Source organism: Pseudomonas sp. SC3(2021), assembly GCF_019856535.1.
GTDB lineage: Bacteria > Pseudomonadota > Gammaproteobacteria > Pseudomonadales > Pseudomonadaceae > Aquipseudomonas > Aquipseudomonas monsensis.
The window spans coordinates 1,735,822-1,756,996 of sequence record NZ_CP082236.1 but is presented as its reverse complement, the minus strand read 5'-3'; the positions used below and the strand labels follow the sequence as shown (position 1 = coordinate 1,756,996).

Sequence of the window (21,175 nt, the reverse complement as noted above, 5' to 3'; positions counted from 1 at the left end):
AAACTGCCCAAGGTCATAATTTCAGCGAAACATTTGCTCCCCGCAACGACGCCGAAACCCGCAGAGCCACACGGACTCACGCCTTCAGCCGATGACCGACCGGTCGTCATCGGCAGCACTTTCATCGGCTAATGCAAAGCTCGGTTTGCCCGGGCCTGCGGCGCACCCTAGAATGCCCCGATGCGCGATGATCTCTCCCTTCTGCTGAACTCCCTCAACGATGCCCAACGCCAGGCCGTAGCCGCCCCCGTTGGCCGTCAGTTGGTCCTGGCCGGTGCTGGCTCCGGTAAAACCCGAGTGCTGGTGCACCGTATCGCTTGGTTGATCCAGGTCGAAAACGCCTCGCCCCACTCCATCCTGTCGGTGACGTTCACCAACAAGGCCGCTGCCGAGATGCGTCACCGCATCGAGCAGTTGCTGGGTATCAACCCGGCCGGCATGTGGGTGGGCACCTTCCACGGCCTGGCGCACCGCTTGCTGCGGGCGCACTGGCAGGAAGCGGGATTGAGCCAGACCTTCCAGATTCTCGACAGCGACGACCAGCAACGACTGGTCAAGCGAGTGATCCGCGAGCTGGGTCTGGACGAGCAACGCTGGCCGGCCCGGCAGGCCCAGTGGTTCATCAACGGGCAAAAAGACGAAGGTCTGCGCCCGCAACATATTCAAGCCAGTGGCGATCTGTTCCTGGCCACCATGCGCGGCATTTACGAAGCCTACGAGGCGGCCTGCCAGCGTGCCGGCGTCATCGACTTCTCCGAACTGCTGCTGCGCGCTCTCGACCTGTGGCGCGACCACCCAGGCCTGCTGGCGCATTATCAGAAGCGCTTCCGGCACATTCTGGTGGACGAGTTCCAGGACACCAACGCCGTGCAATACGCCTGGTTGCGTCTGCTCGGCAAGGGTGGCGACAGCCTGATGGTGGTCGGTGACGACGACCAGTCGATCTACGGCTGGCGTGGCGCGAAAATCGAGAACATTCATCAGTACTCGTCCGACTTCCCGGATTCGGTAACCATTCGCCTGGAGCAGAACTACCGCTCCACCGCCGGCATCCTGAAAGCGGCCAACGCCCTGATCGCCAATAACACCGGGCGCCTGGGCAAGGAGCTGTGGACCGATGGCGGCGACGGCGAAGCGATCAATCTGTACGCCGCGTTCAACGAACACGACGAAGCACGTTACGTTGTCGAAACCATCGAAAGCGCGCTGAAAACCGGCCTGGCCCGGAGCGATATCGCGATTCTGTACCGCTCCAACGCCCAATCGCGCGTTCTGGAAGAAGCCTTGCTGCGCGAACGCATTCCGTACCGCATCTATGGCGGCCAGCGCTTCTTCGAGCGCGCGGAAATCAAGAACGCCATGGCCTACCTGCGTTTGCTCGAAGGCCGCGGCAACGATGCCGCGCTGGAACGGGTGATCAACGTACCGGCCCGTGGCATTGGCGAAAAAACCGTCGAAGCGATCCGCGACCACGCACGCCACAGCGATGTGTCGATGTGGGAAGCGATGCGCCAACTGGTGGCCAATAAAGGCCTGACCGGTCGCGCCGCCGGGGCGCTGGGTGCGTTCATCGAGCTGATCGAAAACCTCGCCGCCAAGTGCATGGAGATGCCGCTGCACCTGATGACCCAGACCGTCATCGAGCAGTCGGGGCTGATCGCCTATCACGAAGCGGAAAAAGGCGAGAAAGGCCAGGCACGGGTGGAAAACCTTGAGGAACTGGTCAGCGCCGCGCGCAACTTCGAGAACACCGAAGAAGACGAAGAGCTGACACCACTGGCGGCGTTCCTCGGCCACGCTTCGCTGGAAGCCGGAGACACCCAGGCCGACGAACACGAAGACAGCGTTCAGCTGATGACCCTGCACAGCGCCAAAGGCCTGGAATTCCCTTACGTGTTCCTGGTGGGCATGGAAGAAGGCCTGTTCCCGCACAAGATGAGCCTGGAAGAACCGGGGCGCCTTGAGGAAGAACGGCGCCTGGCCTACGTCGGCATCACCCGGGCCATGCAGAATCTGGTGATGACCTATGCTGAAACCCGACGCCTGTACGGCAGCGAAACCTACAACAAGGTTTCGCGTTTCGTACGCGAAGTGCCGAAGGGCCTGATTCAGGAAGTGCGTTTGTCGAACAGCGTCAGCCGACCGTTCGGTGGCAACCAGTCAATGAGCGGCAGCAACCTGTTCAGCGGCAGCGAAATTCCGGAAACCGGCTTCAGTCTGGGCCAGGCCGTGCGCCATTCGATCTTCGGCGACGGCGTGATCCTCAACTTCGAAGGCGCCGGCGCGCAGGCGCGGGTTCAGGTGAATTTCAGCGAAGGCAGCAAGTGGCTGATGCTCGGTTACGCCAAGCTGGAAGCTATCTAAGGCTTTGCTCGATTGCTCTTCTGCAGGAGTGAGCCTGCTCGCGATAGCTTCACCACGGTTTGACAGTTAGACCGAGGTGCTTCAATCGCGAGCAGGCTCACTCCTACAGAGCTTGTGTGAGCTTTGATGCAATTTGGGAGCAATTCATGGGCTCAGGCTTCTTTTCCTCCTGGACATTCTGGGCCCTGCTCTCGGCGACTTTCGCTGCACTGACGGCGATCTTTGCCAAAGTCGGCATCGAAAACGTCAATTCCGACTTCGCCACCCTGCTGCGCACCATCGTGGTACTGGTCAGCCTGGCCTTGATTTTGTACGCGACGGGCCAATATCAGTCCTTGGGTTCGATCTCCGCCAAGAGCTATCTGTTCCTGCTGCTGTCCGGTCTGGGGACCGGTGCATCGTGGCTCTGCTATTTCCGCGCACTGAAAGTCGGCCCGGCCTCGCTGGTCGCGCCAGTGGATAAACTCAGCGTGGTGCTGGTGGCGGTGCTCGGCGTGATCCTGCTGGGCGAAAAACTCGACCTGCGCCAATGGGGCGGCATCGGCCTGATCACGGCAGGTGTGGTGATGTTGGCGTTTCGTCGCTAAGGCGATTTCTCACTGAACCAGTCGTCGTTTCCTACAGCCAAAAGTAAACAGCCTTATTGCCCTGACCAAGCTGAACCTAACCTGTCAGGCAAAAGCCCGAAACACTCTCTCGCTAGCCAGTAACACTTCAGCTGTGCAACATGGCGCGCGTGTCTCCACAAACGGGAATTCCCCTTATGAAACGTTTTCTTAGCATCGCCATGGCGTTGTGCATCGGCCTGACGATGAGCCTCGACGCCAACGCCAAGCGCTTAGGTGGTGGCAAAAGCTCCGGCGCTGCGCCGACGCACCAGACCAGCCAGATGGCTCCTTCTTCTCCAGGCATGGGCGGCGCAGCAGCGACCGCTGGTGCTGCCGGTGCCGCTGGCGCCGCTGCCAAGGCCGGTGGCGCTTCGAAATGGCTCGGCCCGCTGGCCGGTATCGCTGCCGGTGGCCTGCTCGCGTCCATGTTCATGGGCGGCGGCTTCCAGGGCATGCAGATCTTCGACATCCTGATCATGGCCGTGATCGCGTTCGTGATCTTCCGCTTCATCGCCGCCCGTCGACGCAAGCAGCAGGAGCATCTGGCTCCGGCCGGCGCGCCGATGCAGCGTGAAGTGTTCGAACAGAAGCCTGCTGCCATGGGTTCGATCTTCGGTGGTTCGACGGCTCCGGTTGCCGCTCGTCCGGTAATCAACGCGCCAGCCTGGTTCAACGAGCAGCGCTTCCTTGAAGCCGCACGCAGCCACTTCCAGTCGCTGCAGCAGCACTGGGACGCCAACGAAATGGACAAGATTGCCGAGTTCGTGACCCCGCAAATGCTCGACTTCCTCAAGCGTGAGCGCGCGGATCTGGGCGACGGCTTCCAGTCGACCTACATCGACAACCTGCAGGTGCAGCTGGACGGCGTCGATGATCGTGCCGACAAGACCATCGCCACCCTGACCTTCAGTGGTGTGTCGAAAACCTCGCGTTTCGACCAGGGCGAAGTGTTCAGCGAAAGCTGGAACATGGAACGTCCGCAGGGCGACAACCAGCCTTGGCTGGTGGCCGGTATTCGTCAGAACGGCTGAGCCTTGCTGCGCTGAACCTGCGACCAAGAAAACCCCGGACTCGTCCGGGGTTTTTCTATTTCGCGGTTGCATCTATAGCGAGCTACTGTATAAACCGGCCCATATAAACCGCGCCATTCAAGCAAGAGGATCCCGGACGTGGAAGAAATCATCGAACAACTGCGCGAAGCCAACGAACCCGTACCGGTTCCTTTGGAATTGCCTGACGAAGACCAACTGGTGGAGATCGAGGAAGAACTGTTCATCAACATTCCGTTCGTCTTCAAAGAGTTTCTGCTGACCGTCAGCGATGTGGTGTTTGGCAGCCTCGAGCCGGTGACCGTCACCGACCCGCAATCGCACACCTACCTGCCGGAAGTCGCGGCCAACGCCTGGGATATTGGCGTACCGCGCGACCTGATCCCGATCTGTCAGGACGGCTACAACTACTACTGCGTTGAAGAAGACGGCACCGTGGTGCTGTGGTCCGGCGAAGAAGAGCTGATCACCGAAGAGTCCTGGGAATCGGTGTGGCATTGGGCGCGGGACGTCTGGCTGGAAAGCTGATCCGCCACACGTCCCGGTAGGTCAGTGCCCCGACGACTCCTTGTGGTTGTCGAGGGTTTCCAGCAAAGCCACCTGCATCCGCGTGTGCACGCGGATGAACCAGCGCCAGAGCAGCGCCGCCACGGCGGCCGCCACCACGGCGATCAGCACCAGCAACTTGTTGGTCGGCAGGATACTGGCCGACAAGGCTGACAACAGCAGGAAAATCACCAGCAGCGAGAGGATCGGGATCACTTCGGCGATCACCCGGCGCACTCGCTGCGTGTGACGACCGGCCATTTCCGGCTTTACCCCCATCTCTGCCAGCAGCATCGACAGCGCCTTGAGCTTGCGATACGCCGCGATCAAAAACGGCAACGACACCAACAACGCCCCGCCCCAGATCAACGCCTTCTGCCAGCTCGGATCGCTGACCCAGTCTTGCAATGAGGTCGATATACGCTCGGCGAAGTAGGCCCCGGCGAAGAAGATCGCAATCACCAGCGCCAGATTGACCCCGACCTGCAACAGGATTCGCCTGATCATCGACGCCAGCATCGCGCCCTCGCCCTGCGGCTGAATGCTGCGCAGCCACTCTCCGTACATACCCAGAACACGCCCCAGGCGCTTGGGCACAGCGGCGGACAACTTGATCGACAGCGGATCGGCGGCACGAATCAGATACGGCGTCAGCAGCGTGGTAATCACCGACACGGCCACAGCGACCGGGTAAAGGAAGTTGCTGGTGACCTGCAGGGTCATGCCCAGCGCGGCGATGATGAAGGAAAATTCGCCGATCTGTGACAGGCCCATCCCGACGCGCAGTGAGGTGCGTCCGTCATTGCCGGCGATAAAGGCACCGAGGCCGCAGGACAGCATCTTGCCTAGCACCACGGCGACAGTGATCACGGCGATCGGCCAGGCATATTCGAGCAGAATCATAGGGTCGAGCATCAGACCGATCGCCACAAAGAAGATCGCACTGAACAGGTCGCGCACCGGTTCGATCAGGCGCTCGATTTTCAGCAGTTGCCGCGACTCGGCCATGATCGCACCGATCAGGAAGGCGCCGAGCACCATGCTGTATTCAAGTTTGACCACCAGCAGGCAGAACCCGAAACACAGGCCCAGCACGGTGATCAGCAGCATCTCGTTGCTGTCGAATCTGGCGACGTAGGCCAGCAGGCGCGGCACCAGCAGAATGCCAATGACCAGCGCGACAATCATAAACAGCGACAGCTTGCCGACCGTGGAAAACACCTCGCCGGAACTCACCGTGCCGCTCACCGCGATGCTCGACAGCAACGCGATGATGCCAATGCCGAGGATGTCTTCGACGATCAGCACCCCGAAGATCAACTGCGCGAAACGCTCGTTTTTCATCTTCAGGTCATTGAGCGCCTTGACGATGATGGTGGTCGAGGAGATTGCCAGGATCGCGCCGAGGAACAGCGAGTCCATGGTGTTCCAGTCGAACCAGCGGCCGATTTCGTAGCCGATCCAGATCATCAGGACAATTTCGAGGAACGCTGCAATGAAGGCCGTGGCGCCGACCTTGAACAGCTTGCGCAGGCTGAACTCCAGCCCCAGGCAGAACATCAGGAAGATCACCCCCAGTTCGGCAAGGGTCTTGATGGTTTCTTCGTCGTGGATCAGGCCGAACGGCGGGGTGTGCGGACCGATGATGAAGCCGGCAACGATGTAGCCGAGTACCACAGGCTGCTTGAAGCGATGAAACAGTACCGTGACCACGCCTGCGACCAACATGATCACTGCCAGATCCTGAATAAAGCTGATGGCATGCATGGCGTGGCCTCCTTGTATGACGAGACTCGCGGACAGACGTCAGAACGGTCTGGGCGAGGTGAGAAAAATCCGCTTTTCACGTGGGAATTGCCCTTGGGCAGGGCCTTTTGCAGGTTAACACCGCGACTTCCGCCTGGAAGGCGGTGCAATATATGGAAACAGAACGATTCCGGCGTGACGGCGGCCTGTCGCCCGGCGTCCCGATAACGGTGCTTTTGAAAAGCGACCAGGCACCCGCAGAGGTGCTTTCAGCCACTCAGCCTTGATCCGTGAGAACGTTATGGAACCCGGAAACGCCCAGCTGTCGATGACGGTATTGATGACCCCCGACATGGCCAACTTCTCTGGCAATGTCCACGGCGGCACCCTGCTCAAATACCTCGACGAAGTGGCCTACGCCTGCGCGAGCCGTTATGCCGGCCGCTACGTAGTGACCCTGTCGGTTGATCAGGTGATTTTTCGCGAGCCGATTCACGTCGGCGAGCTGGTGACCTTCCTCGCGTCGGTCAACTACACCGGCAACACCTCAATGGAAGTCGGCATCAAAGTGGTGACCGAGAATATCCGCGAGCGCTCGGTGCGCCACACCAACAGCTGCTTCTTCACCATGGTCGCTGTCGATGACCAGCGCAAACCGGCGGCAGTACCGCCGCTGCAACCGCAGAACAGCGAAGACAAACGCCGCTACATGCAAGCGCAGCAGCGTCGGCAGATTCGCCAGGAGCTGGAGAAGCGTTATCAGGAGATCAAGGGCGACGCCTGATCAGCCCCAATTGATGTGGCTTGATAGATAGCCTTCTCGAGCAAGCCCGCTCCCACACTGGATCTGTGCGGTTCACCAAACCAATGTCGGAGCGGGCTTGCTCGCGAATGCGCATGACGCGGGCTACAGACTGATGGCTGTCGCCTCGAATTTCACCCGTGGGTGCGCAATCCGGTCCTGTGCCCGCACCAGTTGCAACTCATAACTGGCACACGCCTGCGTCTCCAGCAGCACTTCATGCACCGCCGCTGCGGTGAATTCAAACGCCGCTACCAGGCTGTCCCCGAGCAGCACCCGCGCCAGGAACAGGCCGGACGTCAAATCGCCCACCCCCACCGGCTGCCGCGGAAACGCCAGCAACGGCCGGCGCAAATGCCAGCTGCCGTCAGCGGTGACCAGCAACATCTCGAAGCCATCCGCCGGCTTGCCCGGGTAATCCAGATGCTTGACCAGCACCGCTTTCGGGCCGCGGGCCAGCAGGGCTCGCGCCATCGCCAGGCAATCGAACAGCGACTGCGGCTTGCGCCCGGAGAAGCTGTCCAGTTCCAGCTGATTCGGGCACATGATGTCCGCCACGGCGGCCGCCTCTTCCAGCAGGAAGTCACTGACCTCGGTCGGCACACTGCAGCCCTTCTCCGGATGGCCCATTACCGGGTCACAGAGATACAGCGCCTTGGGATTGACCGACTTGATGCGCTCGACGCCACTGAGAATCGCCCGCCCTTGCGCCGCACTGCCGAGATAGCCGGACAGCACCGCATCGCAGTTGCCCAGTTCGCCGATGGCAGCGATCCCTTCAACCAGTTCGGGGATCTGTTGCGGTGCCAGCACTTCACCGGCCCACTGCCCATATTGAGTGTGATTGGAAAACTGCACGGTGTTGAGGGGCCAGACATTCACCCCGACCCGCTGCATCGGGAAAACTGCAGCGCTGTTGCCGGCGTGGCCGAACACCACATGGGACTGGATGGCGAGCAGATGAGGCGTACGTTTCATTCGGGTCATTCCGTAAAACGATTGAAATTCAAGCCGCGCAGTATGCGACGAAACGCAGCCTGTACGACAGGCCGGCGACGCAGTTAAGCTGACGCTATCTTTTGGAGTCCCCTGTCGATGCTGACCCTCGAAAACATCTTCGTGTTGATGCTGTTCGCCGCTGCCGGCGCATGGCTATGGCACAACCACGGCTTGCGCGAGCGGGCGCTGGAGCGGGTCAAACAGCATTGCATCAACGTTGGCATCGAACTGCTGGACGGTAATGTCGCGCTGAAAAAGATTGGCTTGATCAAGGACGCCAGCGGTCGCCGACGCCTGGCGCGGGTGTACAACTTCGAATTCACCGTCACCGGCGAAACCCGCCACAACGGCACCATCACCCAGTTCGGCGCGCACAGTGCACAGATCGAACTGGCGCCCTACCCGGCGCCGTTCGACGATACGCCGCCGGTGGTCGAGGTGCACAAGCCTCGCGCGGAAGTGATCGAGCTCAGTCAGTGGCGCCAGGAACACACCAAGTGGAAGCCCTGAGCCCCGTCTTGTGAGCTTTTGAGTCTCAGCTTGTCCGCGCACTCGCCAGACCGGCCTGCAATGCCCCGACTTCCTGTGGCTCACTGAAAATCAGCTCGATCCGCGAATCCCGCCGCCATTCGCTCGGTTGCCAATTCAATTCAGCCCGGTCCAGCGCATTCGCTGAAATCCAGCCCGCGACGCTGTGGATAACCAGTTTGGCGCGTTTCCACTCCAGGCTTGCCAACCAGTCGGCGATTCGCTGGCTGTCGAACGTTTGCCCCGGGTGCCAACGCCACCCCACGCTCCAACTGCCCTCCAGGGCCTGGCTCAGACAGATCGGTTGCGTCGGATCACTCCACACCGTTGGCATGGGCGCCGGGCCGTTGGGCACGATCAGGCTATCCGCACCCGCCGTCGCCCGTGCGGTCAGGCCCGGCAACTCGCTCAGGGACACCTGCGCCTGCTGCGTCCAGAGCAACCGCACGGGCGGCAGTTGTGCGGTTATCTGCCCGCGCAGGCGCTCATCAAGGTTTTCAGCCTTGTTCAGCAACAGTAAACCGGCGCCGGCCAGTGCCTCCTGTTGCGCTGCCGCTAACGGTTTTCCCGCCGCCAGCGCCTGAGCGTCCAGCACCAGAACACACGGCTGTACCGCCAGCACGCCGCGCCACGGCGCTTCACTCAACTGCCTGAGCAACTGCGCCGGATGACCCAGCCCCGACGGCTCGATAAACAGCCGATCCGGCTTTGCCTTGCGCAGCAAGCGCCCGAGCCCGATCTGGAACGGCGCACCATTGACGCAACACAAACACCCCCCGGCCACTTCGCCCAGTGCGATACCATCGGCGTCACGAGTCAGCAGTGCGGCATCAAGGCCGATCTGGCCGAACTCATTGATCAGCACCGCCCAGCGCTCCCCGTCCGGGCGTTGCGCCAGGAGCTGGCGGATCAGGCTGGTCTTGCCCGCCCCCAAGGGACCGGCGATGACATGAGTTGGAATGTTCTGCAACATGGCTGGCATTTTCTGAGGAGGTTGAAGATGCGTTGGGTGGGATGGTCGTTGCTGTTGATGCTGCTGTCGAGCGAAGCGTTGGCTCAGGCCTGTGTCGTGCACAGTCAGGGCGAGCGGCTTGATGTAAAAGTCTGCCAGCAGAACCGCAACATCCCGGCCAAGCTGTTCAGCGACGGTTTCTGTCAGCCGACCCTGGCCGGACAGAAAGTCGAGGTGCAGTACGTCGATCAATGCCCCGCCGGCGCCTTTGGCGTGTGCAGCAACGCGCAAGTCGCCAATATGCCTTACCGCCAGGATATCCACTATTACGGCGTCGCCACTGATGCGGTGTATCTGCAACCGTATTGCGAAGGCCAGAGCCAGGGCACCTGGCTCAAACCTTGAGCGCTTAACCGAGCCAGTCGAGGGTCAGGATCAACCGACGCTCGCCCGGCGATAATGCCGGCGAACGATGAATCAAGCCAAAGCCCTCGTTGCCGTGCCATTTTTCACCTTTGAGCAGCGCGACGTGAGCGCTGCACAGTTGCTGGATCTGCGCGCAATCCTGCGGCTCGGCGTTGGCCTGCCCCAGTTGAGTACGGTCCATGGCGCCCTCGGTGAGCCACTGACTGCCGACGCCGGCGTACGTGGTAATCAGGCGCACCGGCACATGGTCAACGTGGAAGCGTGGGCACATGGCCTTGTCCAGTACCCGCAGCCGCAGGCCGATGCGCCGCGCACCCAATAAACAGGCAAATGCACTGACCAGCCATCTCAGGTCGGCGATAAAGCTGTCGTAGCCTTCCAGGTCACGAAATCCTGCGGCCAGCCCGGCAAGGTCAGGCTCGGCGTCCTCCTCAGGCAATTCCAGGCACAGCGACTCCGCCAAGGGTTCATTGCGCGAAAGCAGCAGCCCGGCGAAATCGGCAATGTGCAGCGGCAGTTGTCGCTGCCAGACCGCGAGGTTGATGTCGTCCTCCAGGATCCGCGCCAATGCATTGGGCGTCGGCCCGTGATGCGGATAACGCGCGCGGTTTTGCAGCTGCTTGAACGCGAGCATCAGGCGGCCTCTTCGTGCCAGGGGCCGAACGGATCCGCTAGCAATCGCCAGCCCTGCGCACCGAGTGCCATTTCCTCATCGCTCAGCAGGCAGTCGTCCAGATCCGCCGAGAGCTGGGCGAAGTCGATGTTCTGGCCAATGAACACCAGTTCCTGACGACAATCACCGACGCTCGGCGTCCAGTTCTGCATGATCGCCTGGGTGCTTTCCTGATCCTGCGGCCACTGGGATTTCGGCACAAAACGCCACCAGCGACCCGCGAAGCCATGGCGCATCAAACCGCCGGCCTGCGACCAGCTTCCGGCATCCGTGGGTTTGCTGGCCAGCCAGAAGAAACCTTTGGAGCGCAGCAGTTTACCGTTCAGCCACGGACGGTCGATGAAGCTGAAAAACCGCTGCGGGTGAAAGGGCCGACGCGCACGGTAGACCGTAGACGCGATGCCGTACTCCTCGGTTTCCGGCACGTGTTCGCCCCGTAACTCCTGCAGCCACCCCGGTGCCTGCGCGGCTTTTTCGAAGTCAAAGCGACCGGTGTTGAGGATCTTCTCCAGCGGCACTTCGCCCATCACCATCGGGATGATTTCAGCATGAGCATTAAGGCGTCCGAGAATGGCCATCAGTTCATCGCGATCACCTTGGCTGATCAGGTCGATCTTGCTGATCAGCAGCACGTCGGCGAACTCGATCTGTTCAATCAACAGATCGGTGATGGAGCGCTCGTCTTCCTCGCCAAGGGTTTCGCCTCGAGAGGCGAGGCTTTCCGCCGCCTGGTAATCGAGGAGGAAGTTCATGCCGTCGACGACAGTGACCATGGTGTCGAGGCGCGCGACGTCAGCGAGGCTCTGCCCCTGTTCGTCGCGAAAGGTGAAGGTTTCTGCCACCGGCAGCGGCTCGGAGATCCCGGTGGATTCGATCAGTAAGTAATCGAAACGACCCTCGCGGGCGAGCTTGCTCACTTCTTCGAGTAAGTCCTCGCGTAACGTACAGCAGATGCAACCGTTACTCATCTCGACGAGCTTTTCTTCGGCACGGTTCAGGCTGACATCGCGCTGAACTTCGCTGCCATCAATATTGATCTCGCTCATATCATTAACGATGACCGCCACTCGCAATCCGTCTCGATTACGTAGTACGTAATTCAAAAGTGTACTTTTTCCGGCGCCGAGAAATCCAGAAAGCACTGTCACAGGCAATGCAGCTGACATTGGGTAATCCTCATCAAATGGTAGCCGACTGGCGCTTTTGCTCGCGCCGGACGTTTTCTGGCCCCAAACGATGGGCTTCAGAGAAAGTAAACGTTCGAAGTCGGTCGGGTCAGGCTCAGTTCAAATTAATGTTATAGTATAACAATGCAAACAAGCCAGCCCTTGTCTTGCCTTGAACGACAAAGCACTGGAAGCTGCAATCAACTGGCTTCCTGGAAAACGTGATGAGAAATGCTCTGAAGTACTCGGTTTTCAGCCTCGCGCTGTTGATGGTGGGCAATGCCTGGGCTCAGGTTCCAGCGCTGGCCAGCTGCACACGCAGCGCCAATCTGCTGGCTTGCGTGGATGCTGATGGCAATGCGTACAGCGTCAACACCGTGGGCAGTACGCTTTACCTGCGTGGATTCGAGAAAGCTGGAAAGCGTTACTGGGCGCAGACCAACAGCCGCTTCGGGCAACTGACGTTCTTCACCGGCATCGCGTCCGACGGTGAAGCCTGGGTGGGCTACACCCGTCGGGTGGGCTGGACCACCATCAATCGCTTCTCCAGCTCCGGTGGTAGCAGCGCAAAGTTCACCTGCAGCCGCATAACGGGCTGTTAGACCCGCGAACTGTGTTGTGCCTGTTGCCAGGCGATGTAACTGTCGACCGGCGGATGCTTTTGAAAATAGCGCTGTAAACCATCGAACAATCCCTCGGCCACCGCTTGCTGGTGCCTCGCCGTAACCAGTCGTTGGCTGTCGCGAGCATTGGAAATAAAGCCGGTTTCAACCAGGATGGAAGGCACATCCGGCGACTTCAGCACGGCAAATCCGGCCTGTTCGACGCGCTTCTGGTGCAGCGTGGTGATTCCCGCCAAGCTGGCAAGCACCGTGCTACCCAGCTGCAGACTGGCAGCAATCGTTGCATTCATCGACATATCCACAATCACGCCGGCCAGCATCGGGTCTTTATCCTTGAGGTTGAGCAAGCGGGTAGCCCCGAGCAAATCCACACCGTTCTCGCGTTGCGCCATGAAGCGCGCGGTTGCCGACGTCGCGCCCCCTTCCGAAAGACAATACACAGAGGCGCCAGATGCGGTCAGGCGTGGCGCTGCGTCAGCGTGCACCGAGATAAACAGGTCGGCCTTGTGCTGGCGGGCGATCTCGACGCGCTTGCGCAGTGGCACAAAAAAGTCGTCATTGCGCACCAATTTCACGTCAAAACCCCTGGTTTTTTTCAGGCGTTTTGCGAGCAGTTGCGCAATGGAAAGCACCACATCTTTTTCACGCTCGCCCTTCGCGCCAACCGCGCCAGGATCCTTCCCGCCATGCCCGGGATCGACGACCACGATAATGTCGCGCTGAGGATGAACGCCTTTTGCAGGTGTTTCACGTGGAACCATTGGGGCGGTCGGGGCCGGTTTGGCGCTCACCAGATCAAGCACCAAGCGGTGCCCTTGGCCATCCTGCGGCGCCAGCAGGAAGCTGTTAAGCAGCACCGGACTGCTCAGATCGAGAACAATCCGCGTGTCACCCTGGCCGAAATGGCCGGATCGAATTGAACGAATCACCGTGTTACCGAGGGCTAACTGACTGAAATCGCCGGTCACACTGGCGCCGCTCAGATCAATGATCAATCGCTCTGGAGCGCTGAGTGCAAAAGTCTTGTAGCGCACCGGTGCGCTCAAATCGAATACCAGCCGCAACTTCTCACCCGAGCGCCAGAGCCGCGCATTACGAACTTGCGCGGCTGAGACACTGAAAGGAAGGGCGAAGGCCGCGCTGGCCAATATCAGGTTAAGCAGATGGCGTCTGTGCATATGAAAGCCTGTTCATGAAAAAGGCATCGTGATTTGAATTGTTATAATGTAACATCAATTTCAATTAACACGATGGGGCTGAACATGAATGCGCTGACCTTACCGGACATCGCCGCGCAGGCCGCTCGCCAGGCTCTCCCTCTCGAATGGGTGGGCATGCGCGGCATCGCTTTACCTGTGTGGCTGGAAGGCCGACAACTGAGTGCGAAGGCCGATGCTGGCGTGAGTCTGGATGATGGCGAGGCACGCGGTATTCATATGTCTCGCCTCTATCTGGCGCTCGCAGCACTCGAGCAGGAAAACCTTTCCCCTGCGCTGATACGGCAGGTGCTGCAACGATTTCTCGACAGCCATGAGGGTTTATCCAATAGCGCCTATCTGAATATCCACACCGATTTGCTGCTGAAAAGACCCGCACTGGTCAGTCCGTTGAGCGGCTGGAAATCCTATCCGGCAACCATTGCTGCTCGTCTGGAAAAGCAAATGTTCCACGTGGAACTACAAATCGACGTGCCCTACTCCTCAACATGCCCTTGCTCCGCCGCGCTGGCCCGCCAGCTGATTCAGCAGCAATTCATCGACGACTTCGCCAACAAGTCGCTGCAACATGCCGATGTCTTGACCTGGCTGGGATCAACGCAAGGCATTCTCGCCACGCCGCACAGCCAACGCAGCATTGCGGAATTGCACCTTCAACTGGACGAATTCATCGACGAGTTGCCACTGACAGCAATCATCAACGACGCCGAAGCGGCGCTCGGTACCGCCGTCCAAACCGCAGTGAAACGCGCCGACGAACAAGCCTTCGCCCTCGCTAACGGGCAAAATCTGATGTTCTGCGAAGACGCTGCCCGCCGACTGAATCTGGCCCTGCGACGCACGCCGGGCGTCAGCGCGTTCCAGCTGCGCGTAGTTCATGCCGAAAGCCTCCACGCCCACGACGCCGTTGCGCAAAGTCGCTGGCAGCGGGAGCACGCATGATCCGTTGCCAATCCCTGACGTGGGGCGCCCCCGGCCAACCCCTGACATCCCCCCTTTCACTTGAGCTGGACAATGGCAGTCTCACGGCAATCGTTGGCGCTAACGGTTGTGGCAAAAGCAGCCTGATGAAAGTGATGGCCGGTTTACAAAAGCCGTTGGCGGGCCAGGTCACGCTAAGTGTTCCACGCCAGAGCGGTCTGTCCTTCCTGCCACAGCAACAGCATCTGGACCGGCAATTTCCGATCAGCCTCCACGAACTGGTGGCCGCCGGTTTCTGGGGCCGTAGATTATCGACTCAGCTGCGTGCCCAGCGACTCGCCGATGCGTTGGACAACTGGCACCTGAGTGGACTCAGCCACCGGCCGCTGATGGCACTGTCGGGCGGCGAACTGCAACGTGCCCTGCTCGCGCGCTTGAGCCTGACCGACGCGCCGATCCTGTTGCTCGACGAACCCCACGCCGCACTCGATGAACTCGGCCAGCAGTTGCTTTGGGAACATATTCACGCCTGGCACGGCGAAGGCCGAACCCTCGTCGTGGTCTGCCATGACCTCGCTGCCGTCCGCCAACACATCGCTCAAACAGTGCTGATCAACAATCGCCAATGTGTGTACGGCGCGAGCACGGAACTGATTCAACAAACTCCCGACATGCAGGTGGCCTGATGCTTGCCATCGCGCACTTCTGGCAACCGTTCAGCGAGTTCGTTTTCATGCGGCGTGCGCTGCTCGGCGGGCTGGTGCTGGCCTGCAGCGTCGCCCCACTCGGGGTGTTTTTGATTCTGCGACGAATGAGCCTGATCGGTGACGCCGTCGCCCACGGCATTCTTCCCGGTGCCGCGTTGGGCTTCTGGTTCGCCGGCCTCAGTCTGCCTGCCCTGACCCTCGGCGGTCTCGGTGCCGGTCTGAGCATGGCCGGCCTCGCGGCGTGGATCACTCGCCGCACTGGTCTGCGCGAAGACGCCAGCCTCGCCGCGATCTATCCGATTTCCCTCGCCAGCGGTGTGCTGATTCTCGGCATCGCCGGCAAACGCCTCGACCTCTTGCACCTGCTGTTCGGCTCGGCACTGGCCGTGGACGGACCGACACTGCATGGCATGTTGTGGGTCTGCGCCTTGAGCCTGATCGCCATGGCCCTGATCTACAAACCGCTGCTGCTCGACACCCTCGACCCGCTGTTCCTGAGCACCGTCAGCCGCCTCGGCCCTCTGGCCCACGGCGTATTCCTGACCCTGGTCGTACTCAATCTGGTGATCGGATTTCAGGCCATCGGCGCCTTGATGGTGGTGGGACTGATGATGCTTCCCGCTGCAGCTTCGCGATTCTGGAGCCGACACCTGCCGAGCCTGATCGCTATCGCAGCCGCCCTCGGTTGCCTCTCGGTTTGGCTCGGGTTGTTGCTGTCGTTCTACTACTCGCTGCCCAGCGGCCCGGCCATCGTGCTGATTGCCGGTCTCGGCTATCTGCTGTCCGTGGTGTTCGGACCGGTCCACGGTCTGTTGCGCCGCCCGCCTTTGCTCACATCCCAATGAGGTGTCTCCCGATGCGCGCTCTATTTGTGCTGTTCAGCCTGATGCTGTCGATGTCGTTATCGGCGGCGGAAAAACTGCCCGTGGTCACCAGCTTCAGCATCCTCGCCGACATGGTTCATCAGGTCGGTGGCGAGCATGTCCAGATCACCAACATGGTCGGCCCCGACGCCGATGCTCACACCTACGAGCCGACACCGGACGATGCAAAAGCGCTGCTCAAGGCCAGACTGATCATCAAGAACGGCCTCGGTTTCGAGCCATGGCTGGATCGACTGGTGACCAGCACCGACACCCAGGCCACGGTGATCAGTGCGAGTCACGGGGTGATTCCACGTTCGCTGGATGAAGATGGCGAGACCATCCCCGACCCGCACGCCTGGCACAATCTGGCCAACGCCGAGCTGTACATCGCCAACATCACCAAAGCGTTGATCGCCGCCGACCCGGCCAACAAGGCCGACTACAAACGCAACAGTCAAACCTACCGGAAGCAGATCTACGCCCTGCTCGCCAAAGCCAAGGCCAGATTCGGTTCGCTGCCAGCGGGCAACCGCAAGATCGTCACCAGCCATGACGCCTTTGGTTATCTCGGCCAGGCCTACGGTATCGACTTCATGGCACCACAAGGACTGTCCACCGAACGCGAACCCTCGGCCGCGGAAGTCGCCGCGTTGATCACCCAGATTCGCCAGGCCCACGTCAAAGCGGTGTTCATGGAAAACATCAAGGACGCACGCCTGCTCAAACAGATCGCCGACGAAAGCGGAGCGCACATTGGCGGCACGCTCTATTCGGATGCCCTCGCCGCAAGCGGCCCGGCCAGCACCTTCACCGGTCTGTTCGAGTACAACCTCAACACCCTCTACAACGCACTGAGCCAACCATGATTCGCAAGAACCCATCAGGTGATCTGCCGCAGATTGCCGAATCGGCCTACGTCGATAAAACCGCAATCATCTGCGGCAAAGTAGTGATCGGCGAAAACGTATTTGTCGGGCCTTATGCGGTCATTCGCGCGGACGAAGTGGATGCATCGGGCGAGATGGAAGCGATAACCATCGGTGCCAATTCGAACATCCAGGACGGCGTGGTCATCCACTCCAAATCCGGCGCGGCGGTGACGATCGGCGAATTCAGCTCCATCGCCCACCGTTCGATCGTGCATGGTCCGTGTGTCGTGGGTAACCGGGTATTCATCGGTTTCAACAGCGTGCTGTTCAACTGCGTGGTCGGCAACGGCTGCGTGGTTCGGCACAACTCGGTGGTCGACGGGCGCGATCTGCCCGACGCGTTCTACGTGCCCTCCACCACCCGCATCGGGCCGAAGACCGATCTCTCGCAGTTCCCACCGGTGAGCGTCAGCGCCTCGGAGTTTTCCGAAGACGTGGCGCGCACCAATGTCGATCTGGTACGTGGCTACAAAGCCTTGCAGAACGAGTTCTGAACCATGAGCAGCGTGCTGATTCGCAATGCCAGACTGGTCAACGAAGGGCGTGAGTTCGACGGCGACTTATTGGTTGGCAACGGACGCATCGTCAAGATCGCCCGCAGCATCGAAGGCGAAAACGCGGCGGTGGAAATCGACGCCAACGGTCAGTGGCTACTGCCTGGCATGATTGATGATCAGGTGCATTTTCGTGAGCCGGGTGCGCCAGCCAAGGGCAGCCTATATACCGAGTCCCGCGCGGCGGTTGCCGGTGGCATCACCAGTTTCATGGACATGCCCAATACCCAACCGGCCACCCTCACCCTCGAAGCGCTGGCGGACAAAAAGCGCCGGGCAGCGATGAGTTCGGTGGCCAACTACGGTTTTCACTTTGGCGTGAGTCAGGACAATCTCGACACGGTGGCGGCGCTCAATCCGAGTGAGGTGGCCGGGGTGAAAGTGTTCATGGGCGCGTCCACCGGCAACATGCTGGTGGATGACCCGCAAATCCTCGAACGGCTGTTCGCCGAGGTGCCGACCCTTCTGTTGGCACACTGCGAACACACGCCGAGCATCGACGCCAATGCGGCCAACCTGCGCAAACGGTTCGGTGCACATCTGCCGCCGGATGCCCATGCACTGATCCGCAATGCCGAGACCTGCTATCGCTCCTCGTCACTGGCCGTGGACCTGGCCAAGCGTCATGGCACGCGCCTGCACGTTTTGCACCTCACCACCGCACGTGAACTCGAACTGTTCGAAGACAAACCACTGGCGCAAAAGCACATCACCGCCGAAGTCTGCCTGCACCATCTGCTGTTCGATGATCGTGACTACCCAACGCTGGGCAACCTGATCAAATGCAACCCGGCGATCAAAACCCCCGCCGACCGTGATGCATTGCGCGCCGCGTTGAACAGCCAGCGGCTGGATGTCATCGGCAGCGATCATGCCCCGCATACCTGGCAGGAAAAGCAGCGACCTTACAGCGAGGCGCCATCGGGATTACCGTTGGTGCAACACGCCCTGCCCGCCTTGCTGGAGCTGGTGGCGGACGCTGTCTTGCCGATCACCACGCTGGTGGCGAAGACCAGTCACCGGGTGGCGGATCTGTTTGCCATTCCGGATCGCGGTTATTTGCGTGAGGGATATTGGGCAGATCTGGTGTTGATTGAACCGCAGACGCTGGAGGTGTCTCGGCAACCGATTCTGTCGCAATGTGGATGGACGCCGTTTGCCGGTCGCCGCTTTCGGCATCGGGTGAATACGACAATTGTTTCGGGGCAGATTGCGTGGCGGGACGACCGGGTGCATGACGGGTGTCGAGGGTTGGCGTTGCGATTCTTGCGCTGAGGCATTCAGTGACTGACAAGACGCGATCGCGGGCAAGTCCGCGCCCACAGGTTGCACCGGTGAACACAACATTGATGTCCACTGCAGAACCTTGTGGGAGCGGGTTTGCCCGCGATGTTTTTTAAGCTCTTGGTTTAACCGCGCCGCAATCCTGGCCCAACCACACGGCGCGGGTCTCCAGGCTGCCCTTCTGGTTGATCCCGATGGCATTGAACGTGCCGTTGGCTACCGTGGTGAATTCCCGATCGCTTTGGAACGTTGCCACGCCCGTGCCCTGGGCTTTCGGGCAACTGAAACGGAATTTCCACTGGTTGCCGTTGCGCTCGGTGATCTGTTGCTTGCAACCTGATTGCGGATCAGCCAACGGGATATCGTTGGTTGCCACCTGTTGCGGCGTCAGGCAGGCACGGATACCTTTACCGCCAATATTGATACCGTTCTTTTCCAGGGCCGCCCTTTGTTGCGGGGTCATCTGGCCTTGAATCTGGCCGAGGATCGACTGCACATCCATCGGCTGATCATCGACTTTGACGTTGCTCGATGTCATTTCCCACAGCCCTGGCTGCAACATCTGCGCTTGCGCAATCACCGGCAATGCCAAACCCAGGCCCAGCGCCAAACCCAGCAGACGAACGTTCATCGAAAAACTCCTGATCAGTAGTGGCCGTTAGACGTCGGCCGATTGCTTCGGTTCATGCACCAATTAAATAGCGACATTCGCAACAGAACATGGTCTGTTAAGCATTAAATCTTCCGGAGCAAGGCTGCCCCATGGATTATTTTGGACCGCACATTTTCGGTTATCTCATCGCTCTGATACATACCCTCGGTTTGATTGCCGCCGTACATGCGGTGCTCACCGTGCGTACGGCCCAAGGCTCGATCGCCTGGGCATTGTCGCTGATCTTCATCCCCTACCTGACGCTGATTCCCTACCTGGTCTTCGGTCGCAGCACTTTCGATGGTTACATCAAGGCGCGACGCCAGGCCAACGAACAGATGCGTCAGGCGATCTCCGAGCTGAACTGGCGGCCGTGGGTCGAAGAAGCGCTGGCCGCACGCGCCTCGAACGCCTATACCTCATTGCGCGCCATGCCCAAACTGGGACGCATGCCGTGTCTGGCGAACAACGAGGTGCAGTTGTTGGTGAACGGCACGGCCACCTTCGACGCAATCTTCCAGGCCATCGAACACGCGAAGGAAGCCGTGCTGATCCAGTTCTTCATCATCCACGATGATCGCCTCGGTCAGCGCCTGCGCGATCTGCTGCTGAAGAAAACCGCCGACGGCGTGGCGATTCATTTGCTCTACGACCGCATCGGCAGCCACGCCCTGCCCCACAGCTATGTGCAGGCATTGCGCGACGGCGGCGTCGAGGTCAAGGCGTTTGCCACCCGCAGTGGCTGGCTCAACCGCTTTCAGGTCAACTTCCGCAACCACCGCAAAATCGTCGTGGTCGATGGTGTAGTCGGTTTTGTCGGCGGACATAACGTGGGCGATGAATACATGGGAGAAAAGCCACCGCTGGCACCGTGGCGTGACACCCATGTGAAAGTACGCGGTCCGGTGGTGGCGTGCATGCAGGAATCCTTTGCCGAAGACTGGTTCTGGGCCGCGCGGGCCTTGCCGCCGCTGATTTTGCCGGATGAATACCCGGACGATGGCGTGCTCTGCCAATTGCTGGCCAGCGGCCCGGCAGATGCCTACGAAACCTGTTCGCTGTTTTTCGTCGAAGCCATTCACGCCGCGACAGAGCGAGTATGGATCACCAGCCCCTATTTCATTCCTGACGAAGCGGTATTTGCCGCGTTACGCCTGGCAGTATTACGCGGCGTCGATGTGCGCTTGTTACTGCCATCGCGGCCCGATCACCGGATCGTCTACGCGGCCTCCAGCCTTTACGCCTTTGAAGCGGTACGCGCCGGTGTGCGGGTATTTCGTTATGAACCCGGATTCCTGCATCAAAAAGTGGTGCTGATCGACAGCGAGATCAGTGCGATCGGCAGCGCCAACCTGGACAACCGCTCATTCCGGCTGAATTTCGAAGTGATGTTGCTGACCGTCGATAGCGACTTCGCCGCCAGTGTGGAACACATGCTCAATCAGGATTTCGAGCAATCCTATGAGGTCGCCAAAGAAGAAAGCCGGGAGATCCACCGCCTGCAACAGGTCGGCATGCGGATCGCCCGGCTCATTTCACCGATTCTTTGAGCCCTTTGCCGTA

General features: G+C 60.1%; 22 protein-coding genes. 15 read left to right on the top strand and 7 right to left on the bottom strand.

Translation table 11 applies throughout. The features are described from left to right. Positions 1–180: 180 nt before the first annotated feature. From uvrD to K5Y35_RS07700, 4 genes are all read left to right on the top strand, one after another. Positions 181–2,364 (top strand): DNA helicase II, encoded by a 2,184-nt coding sequence (gene uvrD, locus K5Y35_RS07715; RefSeq protein WP_123470002.1) that lies wholly within the window; start codon positions 181–183, stop codon positions 2,362–2,364. Between the two features lie 146 nt (positions 2,365–2,510). Continuing rightward, positions 2,511–2,951: an EamA family transporter gene (locus tag K5Y35_RS07710; RefSeq protein WP_016984014.1), complete on the top strand. Its 441-nt coding sequence runs from the start codon at positions 2,511–2,513 to the stop codon at positions 2,949–2,951. Positions 2,952–3,127: 176 nt separating this feature from the next. Then, positions 3,128–4,003, top strand: coding sequence for a Tim44 domain-containing protein (locus K5Y35_RS07705; RefSeq protein ID WP_222834017.1), 876 nt, complete (start codon positions 3,128–3,130; stop codon positions 4,001–4,003). Positions 4,004–4,141: 138 nt separating this feature from the next. Beyond that, a complete protein-coding gene (locus tag K5Y35_RS07700; protein ID WP_123470006.1) occupies positions 4,142–4,549 on the top strand; it encodes an SMI1/KNR4 family protein in 408 nt (135 codons plus the stop codon). 21 nt (positions 4,550–4,570) lie between these two features. Here the strand turns inward: K5Y35_RS07700 and K5Y35_RS07695 are convergent, their stop codons facing one another. Beyond that, positions 4,571–6,334 (bottom strand): cation:proton antiporter, encoded by a 1,764-nt coding sequence (locus K5Y35_RS07695; RefSeq protein WP_123470007.1) that lies wholly within the window; start codon positions 6,332–6,334, stop codon positions 4,571–4,573. Positions 6,335–6,614: 280 nt separating this feature from the next. Here K5Y35_RS07695 and K5Y35_RS07690 point away from each other — a divergent pair, with 280 nt between their 5' ends. Then, positions 6,615–7,097, top strand: coding sequence for an acyl-CoA thioesterase (locus K5Y35_RS07690; RefSeq protein ID WP_003229693.1), 483 nt, complete (start codon positions 6,615–6,617; stop codon positions 7,095–7,097). Positions 7,098–7,220: 123 nt separating this feature from the next. On the opposite strand, the gene pdxY is transcribed toward K5Y35_RS07690, so the two are convergent. Further along, entirely contained in the window at positions 7,221–8,093 is an 873-nt protein-coding gene (gene pdxY, locus K5Y35_RS07685; RefSeq protein ID WP_128615994.1) for a pyridoxal kinase PdxY, read from the bottom strand. Between the two features lie 117 nt (positions 8,094–8,210). Between pdxY and K5Y35_RS07680 the strand changes: the two genes are divergently transcribed. After that, positions 8,211–8,624 carry a DUF3301 domain-containing protein gene (locus K5Y35_RS07680; RefSeq protein ID WP_123470010.1) on the top strand — a complete coding sequence of 138 codons (414 nt, stop codon included), beginning with the start codon at positions 8,211–8,213 and terminating at the stop codon, positions 8,622–8,624. Between the two features lie 25 nt (positions 8,625–8,649). Here K5Y35_RS07680 and K5Y35_RS07675 read toward each other — a convergent pair whose 3' ends face one another. Beyond that, positions 8,650–9,615: a CobW family GTP-binding protein gene (locus K5Y35_RS07675; protein ID WP_222834016.1), complete on the bottom strand. Its 966-nt coding sequence runs from the start codon at positions 9,613–9,615 to the stop codon at positions 8,650–8,652. Between the two features lie 27 nt (positions 9,616–9,642). Here K5Y35_RS07675 and K5Y35_RS07670 point away from each other — a divergent pair, with 27 nt between their 5' ends. Beyond that, positions 9,643–9,999: an NADH:ubiquinone oxidoreductase gene (locus K5Y35_RS07670; protein WP_222834015.1), complete on the top strand. Its 357-nt coding sequence runs from the start codon at positions 9,643–9,645 to the stop codon at positions 9,997–9,999. Between the two features lie 4 nt (positions 10,000–10,003). Here K5Y35_RS07670 and K5Y35_RS07665 read toward each other — a convergent pair whose 3' ends face one another. Both K5Y35_RS07665 and zigA read right to left on the bottom strand, forming a co-directional pair. Next, on the bottom strand, positions 10,004–10,654 hold the full coding sequence (locus K5Y35_RS07665) for a DUF1826 domain-containing protein (protein WP_222834014.1): 651 nt from the start codon (positions 10,652–10,654) through the stop codon (positions 10,004–10,006). Then, positions 10,654–11,859 (bottom strand): zinc metallochaperone GTPase ZigA, encoded by a 1,206-nt coding sequence (zigA, locus tag K5Y35_RS07660; protein WP_222834013.1) that lies wholly within the window; start codon positions 11,857–11,859, stop codon positions 10,654–10,656. The genes K5Y35_RS07665 and zigA overlap by 1 nt, the downstream gene beginning before the upstream one ends. A 224-nt stretch (positions 11,860–12,083) precedes the next feature. Here zigA and K5Y35_RS07655 point away from each other — a divergent pair, with 224 nt between their 5' ends. Continuing rightward, positions 12,084–12,461 (top strand): glutamine synthetase, encoded by a 378-nt coding sequence (locus tag K5Y35_RS07655; RefSeq protein ID WP_222834012.1) that lies wholly within the window; start codon positions 12,084–12,086, stop codon positions 12,459–12,461. On the opposite strand, the gene K5Y35_RS07650 is transcribed toward K5Y35_RS07655, so the two are convergent. Then, the gene (locus K5Y35_RS07650; protein WP_222834011.1) at positions 12,458–13,660 is read right to left on the bottom strand and encodes an N-acetylmuramoyl-L-alanine amidase; all 1,203 of its coding nucleotides are present in this window, start codon (positions 13,658–13,660) and stop codon (positions 12,458–12,460) included. The genes K5Y35_RS07655 and K5Y35_RS07650 overlap by 4 nt on opposite strands. Before the next feature lie 84 nt (positions 13,661–13,744). Between K5Y35_RS07650 and folE2 the strand changes: the two genes are divergently transcribed. Genes folE2 through K5Y35_RS07620 form a run of 6 tightly spaced genes read left to right on the top strand, consistent with a single transcriptional unit; the run spans position 13,745 to position 18,951 of the window. Beyond that, the gene (folE2, locus tag K5Y35_RS07645; RefSeq protein WP_222834010.1) at positions 13,745–14,641 is read left to right on the top strand and encodes a GTP cyclohydrolase FolE2; all 897 of its coding nucleotides are present in this window, start codon (positions 13,745–13,747) and stop codon (positions 14,639–14,641) included. Then, complete coding sequence (locus K5Y35_RS07640) at positions 14,638–15,306, top strand: metal ABC transporter ATP-binding protein (RefSeq protein ID WP_222834009.1); 669 nt, start codon at positions 14,638–14,640, stop codon at positions 15,304–15,306. The genes folE2 and K5Y35_RS07640 overlap by 4 nt, the downstream gene beginning before the upstream one ends. Next, positions 15,306–16,172: a metal ABC transporter permease gene (locus tag K5Y35_RS07635; RefSeq protein WP_123470025.1), complete on the top strand. Its 867-nt coding sequence runs from the start codon at positions 15,306–15,308 to the stop codon at positions 16,170–16,172. Before K5Y35_RS07640 ends, K5Y35_RS07635 begins: the two co-directional genes overlap by 1 nt. 11 nt (positions 16,173–16,183) lie before the next feature. Then, a complete protein-coding gene (locus tag K5Y35_RS07630; RefSeq protein ID WP_222834008.1) occupies positions 16,184–17,059 on the top strand; it encodes a metal ABC transporter substrate-binding protein in 876 nt (291 codons plus the stop codon). Continuing rightward, positions 17,056–17,616 (top strand): carbonate dehydratase, encoded by a 561-nt coding sequence (locus tag K5Y35_RS07625; protein WP_128615744.1) that lies wholly within the window; start codon positions 17,056–17,058, stop codon positions 17,614–17,616. The genes K5Y35_RS07630 and K5Y35_RS07625 overlap by 4 nt, the downstream gene beginning before the upstream one ends. A gap of 3 nt (positions 17,617–17,619) precedes the next feature. Then, positions 17,620–18,951, top strand: coding sequence for a dihydroorotase (locus K5Y35_RS07620; protein WP_123470032.1), 1,332 nt, complete (start codon positions 17,620–17,622; stop codon positions 18,949–18,951). A 121-nt stretch (positions 18,952–19,072) separates the two neighbouring features. Here K5Y35_RS07620 and K5Y35_RS07615 read toward each other — a convergent pair whose 3' ends face one another. Further along, the gene (locus tag K5Y35_RS07615; RefSeq protein WP_123470034.1) at positions 19,073–19,591 is read right to left on the bottom strand and encodes a DUF3617 domain-containing protein; all 519 of its coding nucleotides are present in this window, start codon (positions 19,589–19,591) and stop codon (positions 19,073–19,075) included. Positions 19,592–19,722: 131 nt separating this feature from the next. Here K5Y35_RS07615 and cls point away from each other — a divergent pair, with 131 nt between their 5' ends. Continuing rightward, positions 19,723–21,162, top strand: a complete 1,440-nt coding sequence (cls, locus tag K5Y35_RS07610; RefSeq protein ID WP_123470035.1) for a cardiolipin synthase — start codon at positions 19,723–19,725, stop codon at positions 21,160–21,162. Positions 21,163–21,175: the final 13 nt, after the last annotated feature.